Raw genomic sequence first — 16,155 nt, 5'->3', positions numbered from 1 at the left:
TCCAGCGATCACCCGGAGTTCGGCGGCTCATGTGCGGCGATACGACCGACAAGGCGAACGAAGTCATCCGCATCCCGGTTGTAAACCGCTGGAAACCGATCGAGGTGCAGCAACGTTCGCTGCACCTCCGGGCTGATCCAACCGATCGCTCCAGTTGCACTTGTATGCAGGGGGTTGAGCTTGAGGTGCCAGACCGGCCGGTGATGGAAGACTAAGTTGCGGAGGCGCGTCAGTTCCGAAAGAACTGAGTACACGTGCTGACGTGTGCGGAGCCGGCGCGGCAGATGCGGGAACACCGCCTTCAGATGCCGGGGCCAGAACGCGGTGGGCTTTCCGTCAGCAGGGTTGTACGAGGATCGTGGACTGATCTCGTATACGCGCGTGAATAGCCCGGTCCAGAAACCGAGGGAGAGCCCTTCTACCACCTGGTCGGAAGACGGCGCTTTTCTCTCCTGAACGAATGCACGGGCTTTGGTGCGCCCGATCTCTTCGCGATCACCCGGGGCGAGCACGCCGGGGTCCGCGTCCAGCCATGATCCCGTGCTCGGCAGCTCCCCGGCGTGAAGGGCCCGGCGTCGCGGCGGAGTGGCGGGGAAGGCCGAGCCCATCACCTCGTCCACCCGGTTTCGCAGCGTGATTTCCAGGACATGCAGCACCGGATAGAGCGACTCACAAAGGGCGAGGTTTCGAAAGTACCGTGCGAGCACCACCGTCTCCGATTCGTCTCGAGAAGCGCGAAAGGCGTGTCGGAGCCTCGTCGGTGAGAGCGCGGTGGTAATTGCGGTCAGGTAGGCCGCTTGTGCAGATTCGGGGTTCATGATATTTTGCTTGCGCCTCGGGAGATCCTCTCCCGGCCTCCGCGAGGGGAGCCGGTGATGGTTCCGAGGGATGTGGGCCCCGGCAGAGCACGCTCTGCCGGGGCTTCTCGTTTGTGCGTCGGGGGACATGATCCGCGCCGTCGGCCGGCCCCGCAATGACCGGGCGGGCTTCGCCACGAAACTGGTTGGAGCGCTGGCGCAAAGTCATCGCGGGCGCAACTTTATGGCCTGGCGCACTCGTGTCCCCGCCGGTCCGCAGGAACCTACACCACCGCCGAGATGAGCTCCGCAACCGCGTCGCAAACCCCGCCGTCCGACGCACTCGCCATCCGCTGCCGCGGCCTGCACAAGAGGTTCGGCGACACGGTGGCGGTGAAGGCGCTGGACCTGGACGTGCGCCAGGGCGAGTGCCTGGGGCTGCTGGGGCCGAACGGGGCGGGGAAGACCACCACCATCGAGATCCTGGAAGGGCTGCAGGAGCGCGACGGCGGCGAGGTGGAGATCCTGGGGATGGCGTGGGAGCGCGAGCCGCAGCGCATCCGCGAGCGGCTGGGGGTGCAGCTGCAGGAGAGCGAGTTTCCCGACCGCGCCACGGCCGAGGAGATCCCACTTCGGCAGCCTGGAGCACATGGACGAGGAATTCGCGCCGACTTGATGGCTATCCATGAGTGCCATGGGAGCACAGCGACCGGGCGTTGTTCGGCGCCGAAGACATGCCGAAGATTCCGTTGACCATTTACACTCAGCTTCGTAGCTTGCGTGCAGCGCATTCGGTGCTGAACCCATAGATGACACCTTTACTCCCGCCGAAGCAGCCATGCCCACTTCCGCTGATGTCGTGAAAGGAGTTCTCGACCGCGAGATTGGTTCGGTCGAAGACGACGCGTTCGGGCATCACCACTTCGCGAGCGCGCTCTCCGGATACGTGGAAGGGGGATACTCACCGCCATATAGCATCGGGCTGCTCGGCAAGTGGGGCACTGGCAAGAGCACCATCAAGCGGCTCTACCTCACCGGTCTCGAAAACGATGCACACCTGCCGGTGGGGGGGACGCGGAGGAACGAACGGATCCGGCCGATCACCTTCAATGCATGGCGTCACGGCGGCGACGATATCAAGCGGGCTTTGCTCCGACACGTATACCTGGAGCTCGGCGGTTCCGAGGAGGACCTGTACGATCATCTCTTCCGTTCGAAGACGCGTACATCTCTCGAAAAGCGTACCGCGTACGATTTCTTCATGGACGTGTGGGATCGGTATGCGGTCGGTCCCGCTCAGATCGCCGCCATCTTCCTCGTTGTCATCGGAGCGTTGTTCGCGCTCAATTCGTTAGGCTTCTTCCCCGATGCAAATCTTAAGGCTCTCGCCGCCATTGTTGCAGTCGTATCAATCCCCGTTCTCGCGAAGATACTCTTCGATCCACGTCGGGAGCCCGTTCGGAGGTACACGAACGTCACGCGCGTGGAAGCGCCGCGGGCATCCGCAGAGCAGTACGAGGATGTACTCCGGGAGCAGCTCCGTCATTATAAAGAGGGACCTGGTAAAAAGGTCGAACGCTTGGTGATTTTTGTGGACGATCTGGACCGGCTGTCTGCGGAGGAAATGGTTAGCGGGCTGGATGCGGTGCGTTGCTTTATGGAGATACCTACCGACCTTCTTCCAAAAGGATTCGGAATAGTCTTTGTGATCTCCTGCGATGAGGAACGGATCGCGGAGGCACTGGGCAGGAGAAAACGCTCCGACAGCAAGGATCTGCCTGGCGCAATCTTCAACCGTTCCGATGCGCGAAGGTATCTCGATCGCATTTTTCAGTTCCGCTTGGAAATCCCGCAGTTCGCGAAGCAGGACATGCGCTCGTACGGCCTCTCGCTCTTCCGTACGCACCTGAGTGACCTTGCGACCAAGTTGGAGCAACGCGGCGTCCACCTTGAGGACGTTATTGCGAGATTGGTGCACATGGGAGTTGGAAGCCCCCGGAACGCGCTCCAATTGCTGAATGCATACGCGCAGTCGTGGTGGGTTGCGGAGCGGCGCGAACGTGATGGAGCTGGGACCGACATCCTCGGTGGCTTGGAGGGCGGCGTCGTAACCGGGAATCCAATCGCACTCGCGGCTATCTGTGCCCTACGTGTGGACTTCCCCGATTTTTACGATGGTCTGGAGCGGGAGCCTCGCTTGATCACCGGATTCACTCAGGTGTTCATCCACGCGCAATCGATTCAGGATCAGCCGGAGACGGTGCGGGAGCTTCTGGCATCGTACGCTGAAACCGGGGGCGAAGCTGGGCACTTGGTGGTGCGGGCAGAACATCGGGCGCTACGGCAGTTCCTCTCAAGTCTAGTCGGACTTCAATGGCCTAACACGATCCGTCCCCTTCTGTCACTTTCGCAGGATCCGATCGCCCGTCGCTACGGCGACGATGCGCCTCGGATCTACGAAGCGTTCGTGTCTGGTGATCCTGCGGGTGTGCTGGAGGCGCTCGGGCTTGCTCATGACCGGCGCTCACTGGATGCAAAGGCGGTTCGTCTAATTCGTGACTTCGTAGAGGAACTGCATCGCGAGTCCAGGGTGGCGCAGGAGAACGCATACGCGACCCTCGCCGAACTCGCGGAGCGTTTACCGTCCGAAGAAGCCAGACTGCTGCTCACACCCCTGTCACGCTCACTTGAGAATTCCGATACTCTCCGTGAGCGTATTCCAGTAGCAAAGGCATCGATGGTCGCGGATGCGCTGCTGCCGGCCGACCGGCGCAGACTCACTGGCGCCTACATTCGAGATCTGCTGCTCCCCAATGGTGATTTGCAGCTGCGCGTACGAAACGGGCGAAAGCTCACGCTTGATGAGGCGGTCACTACGGTTCGGGAGGCCGTTGATTTTGCGCTCGTGACCTTTCGTCGGGACGGTCTGGAAGACGCGGATCGAGAGCACCTGTTGAACTGGCTCGAGGTTCGGCACGTCAGCGTGGATGGCCAGGGGTATGAATTCGAATTCGAGGATCTCGAGGCGTGGATTGCGTCGGCGGAAGCGCCGCTCCTCGCGGTTTGGGGTCCCACGTACACCGAGTTGCTGATACGTCATCTTAAAGCAAGTCCGGCTGCATCTTGGAAGCCTGCCTTTCAGGCTCGGGCTGAGCGCGTCTTTGCCGAAATGCTCGACGGTCCGGAGGCGTCGCAAGCCACGCTCTGGGAGCAGATGTCTTCCTTGCTCGACGTCAGAAATGCCGATGCCGTACAATACGCGTGGACCTTTACCAGGGACCGCGTTCGGCACGCCGATGATCGGGCACTCGCCTCCTGCATGATCAGTCTTGCACGGCGACTCACCCGAGAAATGAACGAACCGGAGGATTGGAGTCTCGACTGGAAGGAAGGTGCGGAGGTTCTGCTGTCCCTTGTGGGTACCCAACGGAACGTGATGGATGAGGGGTTCCTCACAGATTTTGAGGAGCTGATCCTCGTTTGGTCAGGGAACGTCTCCACCGCAATCTTCGCGGTTCGGGCGATTGATCTCGTTCCAGCACCGGTCCGTGCTCGGATCAGAGACGAGTGGGCCAACCGCGCGATGGAGTCGCTTCCGCTCCCGTGCGTGCGGTGGGTCGCTGAACATTTCGATGATCTGTCGACGGATAAAGCGACGGCGGTCAGCACCGCGCTTACCGCACTTCTGAAGCCGGGCGGAATGGATGCTGAAGAGTTCGAGCACTACAGCACGTTCATGCGCGCGCTCCCGTGGAAGCATCTGCTTGCGACACCAATTTCGAATCACGTCAGCCGAGCCCTCGCCAGGATGCATCAATCCCCCGCGACGGCGCCGCTCGCTGTCCAGGTCTTCGAAGTAGTTGCGGCTATGATGCGCAGGGATCCGGTGCCGGGGGCAGCACCCGCGCTGGAGCAAACCTTTGCCATGTTGGCCCAGAACAACCTTGGGACGGCCCTGTTCCACTCCAAGATGGTAGATGCTTGGCCCAAGACCGGGGGCGACTACGGGGATTATGACCCCGGCCGCATCTTCGATTGGGGCGTAGCGTGCGGGACGCGCGACCCCGATGTGGAGAACGTGGGGGCGCTCCTTGCATCACTCCAATCGATGGTGGAGCGCGGAGTTGTGCCGAGAGATCGTGTGCCGTCTCTGCTGGAACTTGCTGGTGCAGTTTGGCCGAACGCACGCACCGAGGCGCGCGATGTGATGTTGGCTTTCCGCGAGATCGCGTCCGCCGTGGCACTCGCATCGCTGGCGGACTCGATTGACCCTGCCGATTCGCTCGCGATGGATGATCTTCGCAGGGTCTGGGCCCACGCAGCTGCCGAGTGCTCGATTTCAACGGAGCGCGCGGTGGCGGCCTCCATTCTAGCAGAGTCAGCACGAATGGCCGGAGGATTCCCGCAAGGGGACTGGGCACTATGGCTCTGGATTGAGGTCAACGAGGATCAGGCACGACTTCTCTCCGACCTGTTGTTCGATAATGCGCTGAACGACGCGCAACGACTGCGTGTATGGGCTCAGATCACCACGCGGTCGGAGCAGCTTGGACCTGGATTCTTCGGTCGAGTCTTGGTCCCGATTTTGAGTCGGTCCGATCTCCCGAAGACCACACGCGCGGTGCTGGAGAGTGCTCCGACAATCACGGCGCTACTCCCTCGACTAGCCGACAGGAACTCGCTCGCGAGAACTCTCCTCGCCGGCTTCCCGGATTATCCTCTGGACAGCACCGCCGGTGGGGTGATTGAGTGGATCAAGGCAATGGGAGCTGGGTCGGTCGTGAAGGATAATATGATAGAGGAATTCCCCGAGCATGTACGAGAGCGCTTGCGCACATCATTCGCGCGCAAGGCGCAACGGGGAAAAACCGGTAGGTGATAAGGCGCAAGAACTGAAGGAAGCAACAAGTTCGTTGGTCGCAGGATGTGACGACCAGGTGATTTTCGTAACTCGACCGAGAATCCTCGCTGACGGCCGCTGCGACCTGCGCAAGGCCGGGCGCTAGGTGGGACGCGCGCTGGACGGCACGTCGGCGCCCACGTCTACGCCTCCGACATGCTCAACGGCCCCAGAAGCTGGACGCCGCCCCCATCCGGCGGTGAATTTTACCTGACAGTGCCTCACGCGTGACATTTTCGTTTGCACGGGACTGCTCAGAAGAATGAATGCACTCGCTCCTGAAGCCGCGCTCGCCATCCGCTGCCGTGGGCTGCACAAGAGGTTCGGCGAAACGGTGGCGGTGAGGGCGCTGGACCTGGACGTGCGCCGGGGGGAGTGCCTGGGGCTGTTGGGGCCGAACGGGGCGGGAAAGACCACCACCATCGAGATCCTGGAAGGGCTGCAGGAGCGGGACGGCGGCGAGGTGGAGATCCTGGGGATGGCGTGGGAGCGCGAGCCGCAGCGCATCCGCGAGCGGCTGGGGGTGCAGCTTCAGGAGAGCGAATTTCCCGACCGCGCCACGGCGGAGGAGATCGTGCGCCTCTTCCGCTCCTTCTATCCGCAAGGGCCGTCGGTCGGCGAGCTGATCGCCTTCGTGCAGCTGGAGGAGAAGCGCGCCACCCAGGTGCGCCACCTCTCCGGCGGGCAGCGGCAGCGCCTGTCGGTGGCGTGCGCGCTCGCCGGTGACCCGGCGATCCTCTTCCTGGACGAGCCCACCACCGGCCTCGATCCGCAGTCGCGCCGGCAATTGTGGGACGTGTGCGAGGCGTTCAAGGCGCGCGGCGGCACCATCCTCCTCACCACGCACTTCATGGACGAGGCGGAGTACCTGGCCGACCGCATCGCCATCCTGGACCACGGCGAAACGATCGCGGAGGGCACCCCGGCCGAGCTGATCCACGGCCTGGGCGGCGCGCACGTCATCGATTTCGCCACTACCGCGCCGCCCGCCGAGGACGCCCTGCGCGCCCTTCCCGGCGTCACCCGCCTCCGCCGCCGCGGCGACTCCATCCTCCTTACCGTAGACGAGCCGCACCTTTCGCTTCCGCCCCTCCTCGCCCTCGTGGCCGCGGAGGGCGGGCAGCTGACGGCCCTCACCACCCATCGCGCTACCCTGGACGACGTGTTCCTTTCCCTAACGGGCCGCGACCTGCGCGAGGACTGAGGGGACCCGAGGCGGGTTCCCCGGGGGCCGCACGGGGCGCTATCATAGGAAGGTCACGTCCGAGACGCCGATCCGGGAGGAGGCAACCGTGGAAGTACCCGAGCAGTCCGATCCCACGTACCGATACGGCGAGTTCCCGGAGCTGTTCTGGGACGCGCGGCCGGACGAGGTGATCGATCCGGAGAACCCCATCGTGCTCGCGCGGGTGCTGACCCAGGGGAGCGAGGACGCCCTGGCGAAGCTCGTGCGCCCCGAAACGCTGGAGCGTCTGCTGCCCACGCTGGTCATCCCTGAGCACTCACGCCGGTTCTGGAACGTCGTGCTGGAGCACCTCCGCCGATTAGAGCAGAGGGACGCCGCGTGCTGAGCGCCGATCCGAGGGTGGTCCGTCCGCTCCATCTGCACGTCATGCGCATCGTCGCCGAAACGGAGGCGGCCTACGGCGTAGTCGGACTCCGGCTGGAGGGCGGAACCGCGCTCGCCGCGTATCACCTTCGGCACCGCGAGTCCGAGGATCTCGACTTTTTCGGCGATCCGCAGATGGATGCACGGGACTTCGGCGCCGCTCTGCGCGAGCGTCTGATGTCCGAAGGTCTCGAGCTTCGACCCGCCGGGCCGGCGACTCAGGGATTCGCGCGGTTCATCGTGGACCCGGATCGGGATAGTGAGGGCGATCCCGTCCGGCTCGACCTTGCGCGCAGTTCGCCCTTCCTATTAGAGCCGCTGGAACTGAGCCAGGAGGGCGTGAAAGTAGCTTCGTACCGCGATCTCTGCGCAGGGAAGATGCACGCCATCTGTGACCGGTTCGAGCCACGCGACTTCATCGATCTGGACGCCATCGTCCGCCACCCGGACGGTGGGGCGGATCCGGAGATTGCCCTGCAACGAGTCGGTGCATTGATCGACGACGTGCTTCAGATCGATCCGGGGCTGACTCCGGCTTTTGTAGGGCAGGCGCTGGAGCGGGGCATGCGCACTCCGATCGTGTCGATGTTCCCCCTCCGTTTGCTGCGCCCGGTACGCGAAGAGGCGGTACAATCCACACTCAAAGTCGTGATCGATGAGTGTGCACGCCGAGTATCGGGCCGGGTAACCCGACGGAGCTGATCGTGGCGGCGCGCACGTAGTCGGGTTCACCCCCCCGCCGGTCCGCCGAGGACGCTCTGGTGACGTCCCCAGCGCAACGCCTCCGCCGCCACAGCGGGAGGGTTCTTACGTTGTCTTCAGCATCTCCCGGCGGTGCGGGTCGGGCGGTCACAAATAGAGCCGTGACGTTCGCTGAAGCACGGTCAAAGCGCGTATACGGACGCCTTGACGCTCGTTCCCCTGGATGTAAGTTGCAGCGTGGTTCCATAATGCAACCGGAATGTCGCCGTGCCCAGCTTGACCATCAAAGGGATTCCTGATGAGGTTCTGCAGCGCCTTCGCCAAAGTGCGGAGGAGCACCGCCGCAGCCTCAACAGTGAGGTGATCTATCGGCTGGAGCGCTCGATCGGGAGCGAGCCCATTGATCCTGAAGCTTTCATCAGCCGAGTTCGCCGGCTCCAGGAGCGTACGAAGCTCCCGCCGCTAACGGATGATATGTTGGAGGAAGCGATGAATTACAGGCGCCCGTGATCGTCGCCGATTCCAACCTCGTCGTGTACCTCATGATTGAAGGGGATCAGACTTCCACGGCGCAGGCCGTGCTGAAGCGCGATCCCGTGTGGGCGGCTCCTCTGCTCTGGAGGAGCGAGTTCCGGAACGTGCTCGCGCTCTTCCTTCGGCAGAAGCACCTCTCACTCGCGGATGCCCTACAGTACGTGCAGGAAGCCGACGGGCTGCTCCGGGGGAACGAGTACCAGGTTGAGTCCGCTCCGGTGCTCCGCCTTGCGGAACAGTCGGGGTGTAGCGCGTACGACTGTGAGTTCGTCCACCTGGCCAAGGAGTTAAGCTTGCCGCTGGTCACCTCCGACAAGCGCATGCTGCGCGAATTCCCAACGGTTGCAGTCTCGATGCAGGACTTCATCGCTTGAGGTTCGGATGAGCACCGGGGGCATTTCGCGCAACCGCGGCGCGAACATCCAACTTGCGGCCGTGTTCAGCCGTGGGTGAGAACCTCGCGCGCGTGTCGGGTTTGCCGCTTATGACGCCCCCCGTCGCCGCCCCACTCGAACGACTGAGCCCGATGCGCGAGCTGATGCTTGCGCGCATACGCTCGTTCCTGCGCGAGCCGGAGGCGCTGTTCTGGACCTTCGTGTTCCCGATCCTGATGGCGGTGGGGCTGGGGGTCGCGTTCCGCGAGCAGCCGGTGCAGCGGGCCGCCGTGGGGGTGGAGCGGGGGAGCGCGGCGGAGCGCTTCCTGCCGGCGTTGCGGGACGCGCGGGAGGTGGAGGTGCGGCTGCTGGATCCCGCGCAGGCCGAGCGCGCGCTGCGGCGCGGCGAGGTGGCGGTGGTGCTCGCGGGCAAGGACGCGGTCGTCTTCCGCTACGATCCGGGGCGCGAGGAGAGCCGCGTCGCCCGCCTGCTGGCCGACGACGCGCTGCAGCGGGGTGCCGGCGCGCCGCGGCCCGTCGCCACGCGCGACGACGGGGTGCGGATGCCGGGCGGGCGGTACATCGACTGGGTGATCCCCGGGCTGATCGGGCTGAACCTGATGAGCACGGGGATGTGGGGGCTGGGCTTCGGGCTGGTGCAGATGAGGCAGAAGAAGCAGCTCAAGCGCCTCGTCTCCACCCCAATGCGCCGGGGCGACTTCCTCGTGGCGCAGATGGCGGCGCGGCTCTGCTTTCTCCTCCTCGAAGTGCCGCCGCTGGTGATCTTTGCCTGGCTGGCTTTCGGGGTGAGGCCGCAGGGGTCGGTCGTCCTGCTCTCGGCGCTGGTCTTCCTGGGGGCGCTCACCTTTGCGGGGATCGGGCTGCTGGCGGCGTCGCGGGCGCGCACCATCGAAGGGGTGAGCGGGGTGCTGAACGTGGTGATGCTCCCCATGTTCGTGCTCTCGGGTGTATTCTTCTCGGCGTCGCGCTACCCGGCGGCGCTGCAGCCCATCATCCAGGCGCTTCCGCTCACTGCCCTCAACGACGCGCTGCGCGCCGTCTACAACGAGGGGCAGGGGATGGCGGCCGTGGCGCCCGAGGCCGCGATCATGCTGGCGTGGACGGCCGGCGCCTTTCTCCTGGCGCTGAAGACGTTTCGCTGGCAATAGCCTGTCAGAAAGGGGCGTGCGCCGTGCGTTCCACCGGGTCCGCTCTACCCGCCTTCTCCGCAACGTCGAGGGCCGTCATGCGTCCCATCCCCTTTCCGCGCATCCTGGCGCTCCTGGCGCTGCTCGTCGCCGCGAGGCCGCTGGCGGCGCAGACGGTGCAGGGCGAGCTGGTGGATGCCGCCGGCAAGCCGCTGCCCGGCGCCATGGTGGTGCTGCTGGATGCGGCCGGCAAGTCGCTCGGCCGGGTGCTGACCGACGAATCCGGGCGCTTCGTGCTGCGCGCGCCCAGCGCGGGGAGCTACCGGCTGCGCGCGGAACGGATCGGCTACGGGGGGACGGAGTCGCCGCCGCTGCAGCTCGCCGAGGGGGAAGCCAGGTCGTACCGGCTGGAGGGCGGCGGGCGCGCGGTGGTGCTGGACGCCGTGGTGGCGCAGGGGGGACGGCGCCGCTGCGAGGTTCGCCCCGGAGAGGGGACCGCGGCGGCGGCGGTGTGGAACGAGGTGCGCAAGGCGCTGGATGCCGCGGCGTATCTGCAGGAGCGGCGGGCGCTTCGGTTCCGTACCGACGAGTACACGCGCGATCTGGAGCCGGGCAGCCTGCGCGTGACGGCCGAGCAGCGGAAGACGGGCTCCACCGTTGGGGCGCACCCCTTCCGCAGCCTCTCCGCCGAGGAGCTGAGCCGCGGCGGTTACGTGCAGACGAGCGAGGCCGGCACCTTTTACCACGCGCCGGACGCGCAGTCCCTTCTCTCCGACGCGTTTCTGGACGGCCACTGCTTCCACGTGCAGCAGGGCACCGGCGAGGCCGCGGGGCTGGTGGGGCTCGCCTTCGAGCCGGTGGGCGGGCAGCGCCTTCCCGACGTGGCCGGGGTGCTGTGGGTGGAGCCCTCCACGCGCGAGCTGCTGCGGCTGGAGTACCGGTACACCAACCTGGACGTCACCGTCCCCACGGAGCAGCTGGGGGGACGGGTGGATTTCGACCGCTCGCCGGGCGGAGGGTGGATCGTGCGCCGCTGGTGGGTGCGGATGCCTGCGCTGGCCGTGGACCAGCAGGTGCGCTCCGCGCAGTCGTCGTCGGGCGTGGAGGTGAGCCGGCGTGCGCGGCTGGTGGGGATTCGCGAGGTGGGCGGCGAGGTGACGGCCGTGCTGGGTGCAGACGGCGCGCCGCTGCGGGCGGAGCCCCGGCGCGGCGCCCTGGCCGGGCGCGTGGCCGACCACGAGGGGGCACCGCTCCCCGGCGCCCGGGTCTTCCTCTCCGGCACCAGCTTCGAGGCGGTCGCCGACTCGGCGGGAAGCTTTCGCATCGAGGGGGTGCCTGCCGGGGAGTACACCGTATCGTTCACCCACCCGCGGCTGGAGACGCTCGGGACCATCCCGCCCCAGCAGCGGGTGACGTTGGCGGACGGGGGCCCGCCGCCCGCCGACGTCGCGCTCGCGACGCCCGCGCCGCCGCCGGCCGTGGCCGCCGCCGCGCCGCGCCGCCCCGCAAACGGCGAGACGCCTGTCGCCCTGCCGGGGGTGACGGCGCGGGCGGCGTACAGCCACGGCGGCTTCTACCAGCGCGCGCGGGGAAGCGTGGGGACGTTCATCACCCGTGCGGACATCGCGCGGAGGCACGCCACCGAGACCACCGAGCTGCTGCGCAGCGTCCCCGCGCTGGAAGTGACGCCCGAAGGGGTGCGGCTGCGTGGCCGCGCCCAGCAGCTCGTCACCGACCCCGGCACCATGAAGGCCGTGCTCGCCGCGCCCTCGCAGGAGTCGGGGGGCGATCCCACGTCTATGCCCGACTGCCTCCCCGGCATCGTCATCGACGGGCAACCGCACGACCCCGCCATCAACCTCAACTTCATCCCCCCGGGGGAGATCGAGGGGATTGAGGTGTACGGCCGCGATGCGCTGGCGCCGCTGCAGTTCCGGCAGCGGAACAGCTGCGGGCTGATCATCGTGTGGACGCGCGACGGCGCGCCCAGGCGCCCCGCGGGACAGGCGCCCCGCGCCGCGCCCGAGCCCGCGGACAGCACCGGCGCCCGCCGCGCACCCTGATTCCCCCGCCGCGGGCTCGGGCGGCTCCCGGGCGCGGGCCGGACCGCTGTCACAGCGGCGGCCCCTCGCTCGTTTACCACCCGCTGACGCACCACGCGGCGGCCGGGCCGGGTTCCCTCACCGCCCGGCCCTGCGCGGCGCCCAACTTCCACGCGATGCCGGGCCGAAAGCTGTGCACCCCCTGCCATCCCTTTCCACCCCCGGTGTGGCGGGCCCGCCGCGGCGAGGCGCGAAGTTGAGCGCGCCGGAGGCCGGCGCGGACTACGACGCCCTCTTCCGGCGGGTGTATCCGTCGCTCTTCCGCTACCTGCACCGGCTTACGGGTGACACGGACGCGGCGGACGACATGGCCCAGGAGGCGTTCGTGCGCCTGCTGGGCCGCAAGCTTCCCGAGGACGAGGCACGGCTCTGGCTCTTTACCGTGGCCACGAACCTCTTTCGCGACCGCACGCGCATGTCCAAGCGGCGCGAGCGGATCCTGACCGCCAACCCCTGGCGGCCGGCGGCCCTTCCCGGGCCGGACGAGCTGCTGGAGCGCTCGCGCGCGGTGGACGGCGTGCGGCGTGCACTGGACCAGATCGCCCCCCGCGACCGGCAGATGCTGCTGATGCGCGAGGAGGGCTTCCGATACGACGAGATCGCGCAGGCGGCGGGGGTCGCCCCCGGCTCGGTGGGCACCCTGCTCGCCCGGGCAGCGCGGCGCTTCGCGGCGGTATACGAGAGACACGAGGAGAAGGACGATGAAGCACTTGGATGAGGGCACCCTCCAGGCACTCGCCGACGGCGAGCTGGCCGGGGGCGAGCGGCGCGCGGCGGATGCCCACCTGGCCGGCTGCGGCGCGTGCGCCGCGGAGCTGGCGGACCTCCGCGCGGACCACGCCACGCTGGGCGCCGCACTGGCCCGCGCCGACGTGGCGCCCCCCACCGCCGCCGCGCAGATGTCGCTGCGGCGCAGGCGCGCCGCGGCGCAGTGGGCCAACGAGGGGCGGCGGGCGATGCTGCGCGCCGCCATGCTCCTGGTGGCTCTGGGCGGGGTGGCCTTCGCGGCCGTCCCCGGCTCGCCGCTGCGCGGCTGGATCGCGGGCGACACCCCCGCCGCCCCAGCGCACGCCGAGCTCCCCGCGCTGAAGCCGAAGGCCGCTCCGGCGCCCGCCGCGCCCGCGCCTGCGGCCGGCGTTTCCATCCTGCCTGACGGCGGTGCGGTGCGCGTGGTGCTGAACGGCGCCGCGCCGGGCCTGGTGGTCCACGCCCGCCTCACCAGCGGCGAGCTGGTGGAGGTCTCGGCCAGCGGCGCGGCGGCGGGTGCCCGCTTCCGCACGGCGCCGGGCCGCATCGAAGTGCTGGACGCCGGCGCGGGCGAGATCCGCATCGCCCTCCCCCGCGGCGCCGATGCGGCCGTGGTGGAGGTGGACGGCCGCGTGTACGTGGCCAAGGAAGGTGCCGAGCTGCGGGTGACGCCCCCGGGCGCCCCCTCCGCCACCGCCCCGGAGGCCGAGTTCCGCGTGGAAGGCTGACGCGGCGGTCCCCGTGTTCCTCCACTTCGCGCTCGCCCTGGCCGTGGCCTCCGCCCCGGCCGACACCGTCCCCACGGGGGCGGTGCGCGGCGTGGTGCAGAGCGACCGCAGCGGGCTTCCGGTGGCGATGGCGGTGGTGGAGGTGCGCAACGGCGCCGCCCACCCCGCCGCCCGTTCCATCACCGACAGCACCGGCGCATACGAGCTCCGCGGCATATCGCCGGGGCGCCACACCCTGCGCGTCCACCACCTGGAGCACACGCCGCTGGCGATGGAGGTGCTCGTCCCCGGCGGCGGCGTGGTGACGCTGGACCTGGCGCTCCGCTACCGCCCCCTGGCGCTGGACACGGTGCGCGCCCGCCGCCCCGGCGAGATCCGCATGGGCGACACGGTGGCGGCGGAGCGGCAGGACGTGGCATGGGTGGACTCGCGCGCGCTGGAGGAGGGACCGGGGCTGGACAAGGCCCTCGCCAACCCGCCCGAGGGGAGCGACCCGCCCGATCCCGGGGAGGTGTTCCACGTCCGCGGCTCCGCGGCGGACCTCAAGCTGGTGCTGCTGGACGGTGCGCCGGTGTACGCCCCCTTCCACATGGGGGGGCTGATGGATGCGTTCGAGCCCGGCGTCCTCCGCTCGGCGCGCCTCTACCTGGGAGGCGCCCCGGCGCGGTTCGACGGCGGGCTCAGCTACGTGATGGACCTCGCCACCCGCGGCGGCAACTCGGAGCGCCACTCGCTGGCCGGGTCGGTGGACGTGGTGAGCTCGCGCGGTGTGCTGGAGGGGCCGCTCCCCCGCGGCGCCACCTACCTCGTCTCTGGCCGCGTGGTGCACGGCGCCTGGATGCGCGGGCTGGAGGGCGACGACTTCCCCTACCTCTACAAGGACGGGGTGGCGCGCGTGGACGTGCCTCTGGCCGGCGGGGTGCTGCGCGCCACCGGCTTCGCCAACCAGGAGGGCGCCACGGCCGACCGCGACCGCAGCTTCGCCGGCTGGCAGAACGTCGCGGGCTCCGTCCGCTACCGCGGCGGCCGCCTGGGGCAGGACGGCGAGCTGACGGTGGCCGGCGGCGGCTTCACGGCGGCGCTGCGGCACTATGGCAACCACGTGCTGCGGCAGCGCGGCCTTACGGAACGCGCGCGCGTGGCGCTGGACCTGGGGCGCTCCGCGGGGGCGGTGCGCCTGCGCTACGGCGCCGCGTACGAGTACACGCGGCTGCGCTACGAGGTGGACGAGGCGGCGCTGGGATGGTCCCCGCTGGTGCGCACCCACACGTACGGCGGGGCGACGGCCGTGTACGTGGACGCCACCTGGCAGCCGAGCGCGCGGGTGAGCCTGCGCGGCGGCGTCCGCGGCGATTCCTACCGCTATTCGCCGCGCACCACGCTGTCGCCGCGCGGGTCCGTCACCTGGCTGGTAGGCGACCGCGCGGCGCTCACGCTGGCGGCCGGGCGCTACCACCAGTACGTGCGCACCCGCATCTTCAGCGACGGCGATCCCCCGCCCTCCTTTGCGGATTCGGTGCGGCGGAACGTGGCCTCGGAGCTGGTGGTGGCGTCGGCCAACCACGTATCCGTGGGGCTGGACCAGGAACTGGCCGACGGGGTGCGGCTTGGGGTGGAGGGCTTCTACAAGCGCTTCCGCGACGTCCCCACCCTTCCCGGCAAGGCGGCGTACAACTCGGGGATGGAGCTGTGGGTACGCCGCGGCACCGGCCGGCTGACGGGGTGGATCGGGTACACGCTGACGTGGGCATGGTCGCTGGAGGACGACGGCCTTTCCGCGGACGACATCGTGGGCCGTCAGGTGCTGAGCGCGGGGCTCGCCACTCCGCTGGGGCGCGCGGCGAAGCTCAGCGCGCGCTTCCAGTACGGCTCCGGCCTTTCCGCCTCCCGCATCCTCCCCGGCAGCACCGACCGCAGCGCATTCCGGACCGAGTCGCAGAATGCCCTCGCCACCGCCTCCGAGCCCCTCCTGGCCGGTTCCAGCGAAGAACCGTACCTGCGCCTGGACGCGGAGCTCTCGCGCACCTGGACGCCGCTGCTGGCGGGGCGCCGCACGGAGCTGACCCCCTATTTCCGCGTGATCAACGCCCTGGATCAGCGCGAGCCCCTCTTTTACCAGCCCGGCCCCGACGGCGAAGACTCGCGCACCGCCGTCGGCGGGTTCCCCATCCTCCCCGTGCTTGGGGTGACGTTCCGGTTCTGAGCGCCTGAACAACGGATCTCACGCGGAGACGCGGAGGCCGCGGAGATGAGGAGGCACGGAGAGAGCGTCTCTCCGTGCCTTCGTGTTCTTGCGGGGCAGGGCTGGTGTGGGATGGACGGTTCAGGCGCGGCGGCAGGCACGGGCAGACACGCGGGTCTGCCCCTACGGGGGATCGGTGTGTTTCGGCGGTCACGGTGCAGGCCCGTGACACGGGCGCGATGAATCGCGCCCCTACGAGGCATCTGCGCGGCGTGCGCAGGGGGCAGCGAGGAACGAGCGGGGGTGAGGGCCCCGTGCCAAAGCCAGCCCAA

General features: G+C 68.2%; 13 protein-coding genes. 12 read left to right on the top strand and 1 reads right to left on the bottom strand.

Annotated features, from left to right (window positions below; genetic code table 11):
• Positions 1-8: 8 nt before the first annotated feature.
• Positions 9-818 carry a hypothetical protein gene (locus VF584_17035; protein HEX8211884.1) on the bottom strand — a complete coding sequence of 270 codons (810 nt, stop codon included), beginning with the start codon at positions 816-818 and terminating at the stop codon, positions 9-11.
• 279 nt (positions 819-1,097) lie between these two features.
• On the opposite strand from VF584_17035, the gene VF584_17030 reads away from it, so the two are divergent.
• The 12 genes from VF584_17030 to VF584_16975 all read left to right on the top strand — a co-directional run bounded on the left by VF584_17030 (position 1,098) and on the right by VF584_16975 (position 15,844).
• The gene (locus VF584_17030; protein HEX8211883.1) at positions 1,098-1,550 is read left to right on the top strand and encodes an ATP-binding cassette domain-containing protein; all 453 of its coding nucleotides are present in this window, start codon (positions 1,098-1,100) and stop codon (positions 1,548-1,550) included.
• Positions 1,551-1,635: 85 nt separating this feature from the next.
• Positions 1,636-5,676, top strand: coding sequence for a P-loop NTPase fold protein (locus VF584_17025; GenBank protein HEX8211882.1), 4,041 nt, complete (start codon positions 1,636-1,638; stop codon positions 5,674-5,676).
• 283 nt (positions 5,677-5,959) lie between these two features.
• Positions 5,960-6,901: an ABC transporter ATP-binding protein gene (locus tag VF584_17020; protein ID HEX8211881.1), complete on the top strand. Its 942-nt coding sequence runs from the start codon at positions 5,960-5,962 to the stop codon at positions 6,899-6,901.
• A gap of 88 nt (positions 6,902-6,989) precedes the next feature.
• Positions 6,990-7,268 carry a hypothetical protein gene (locus VF584_17015; protein ID HEX8211880.1) on the top strand — a complete coding sequence of 93 codons (279 nt, stop codon included), beginning with the start codon at positions 6,990-6,992 and terminating at the stop codon, positions 7,266-7,268.
• Positions 7,262-8,008: a nucleotidyl transferase AbiEii/AbiGii toxin family protein gene (locus tag VF584_17010; protein HEX8211879.1), complete on the top strand. Its 747-nt coding sequence runs from the start codon at positions 7,262-7,264 to the stop codon at positions 8,006-8,008. The genes VF584_17015 and VF584_17010 overlap by 7 nt, the downstream gene beginning before the upstream one ends.
• A 267-nt stretch (positions 8,009-8,275) precedes the next feature.
• Complete coding sequence (locus tag VF584_17005; GenBank protein ID HEX8211878.1) at positions 8,276-8,518, top strand: Arc family DNA-binding protein; 243 nt, start codon at positions 8,276-8,278, stop codon at positions 8,516-8,518.
• Entirely contained in the window at positions 8,515-8,916 is a 402-nt protein-coding gene (locus VF584_17000; protein ID HEX8211877.1) for a type II toxin-antitoxin system VapC family toxin, read from the top strand. Before VF584_17005 ends, VF584_17000 begins: the two co-directional genes overlap by 4 nt.
• A 152-nt stretch (positions 8,917-9,068) precedes the next feature.
• Positions 9,069-10,085 (top strand): ABC transporter permease, encoded by a 1,017-nt coding sequence (locus tag VF584_16995; protein ID HEX8211876.1) that lies wholly within the window; start codon positions 9,069-9,071, stop codon positions 10,083-10,085.
• A gap of 77 nt (positions 10,086-10,162) precedes the next feature.
• Positions 10,163-12,127, top strand: a complete 1,965-nt coding sequence (locus VF584_16990) for a carboxypeptidase-like regulatory domain-containing protein (GenBank protein ID HEX8211875.1) — start codon at positions 10,163-10,165, stop codon at positions 12,125-12,127.
• A 235-nt stretch (positions 12,128-12,362) separates the two neighbouring features.
• The gene (locus tag VF584_16985; protein HEX8211874.1) at positions 12,363-12,884 is read left to right on the top strand and encodes a sigma-70 family RNA polymerase sigma factor; all 522 of its coding nucleotides are present in this window, start codon (positions 12,363-12,365) and stop codon (positions 12,882-12,884) included.
• Complete coding sequence (locus VF584_16980) at positions 12,868-13,641, top strand: zf-HC2 domain-containing protein (GenBank protein HEX8211873.1); 774 nt, start codon at positions 12,868-12,870, stop codon at positions 13,639-13,641. The genes VF584_16985 and VF584_16980 overlap by 17 nt, the downstream gene beginning before the upstream one ends.
• A gap of 13 nt (positions 13,642-13,654) precedes the next feature.
• Entirely contained in the window at positions 13,655-15,844 is a 2,190-nt protein-coding gene (locus VF584_16975; protein ID HEX8211872.1) for a TonB-dependent receptor, read from the top strand.
• Positions 15,845-16,155 lie beyond the last annotated feature (311 nt).

The organism is Longimicrobium sp., from assembly GCA_036389135.1.
In the GTDB taxonomy this organism is placed as follows: domain Bacteria; phylum Gemmatimonadota; class Gemmatimonadetes; order Longimicrobiales; family Longimicrobiaceae; genus Longimicrobium.
The sequence above is the reverse complement of the archived record's forward strand: the minus strand, read 5'-3'. Positions and strand labels throughout refer to the sequence as shown.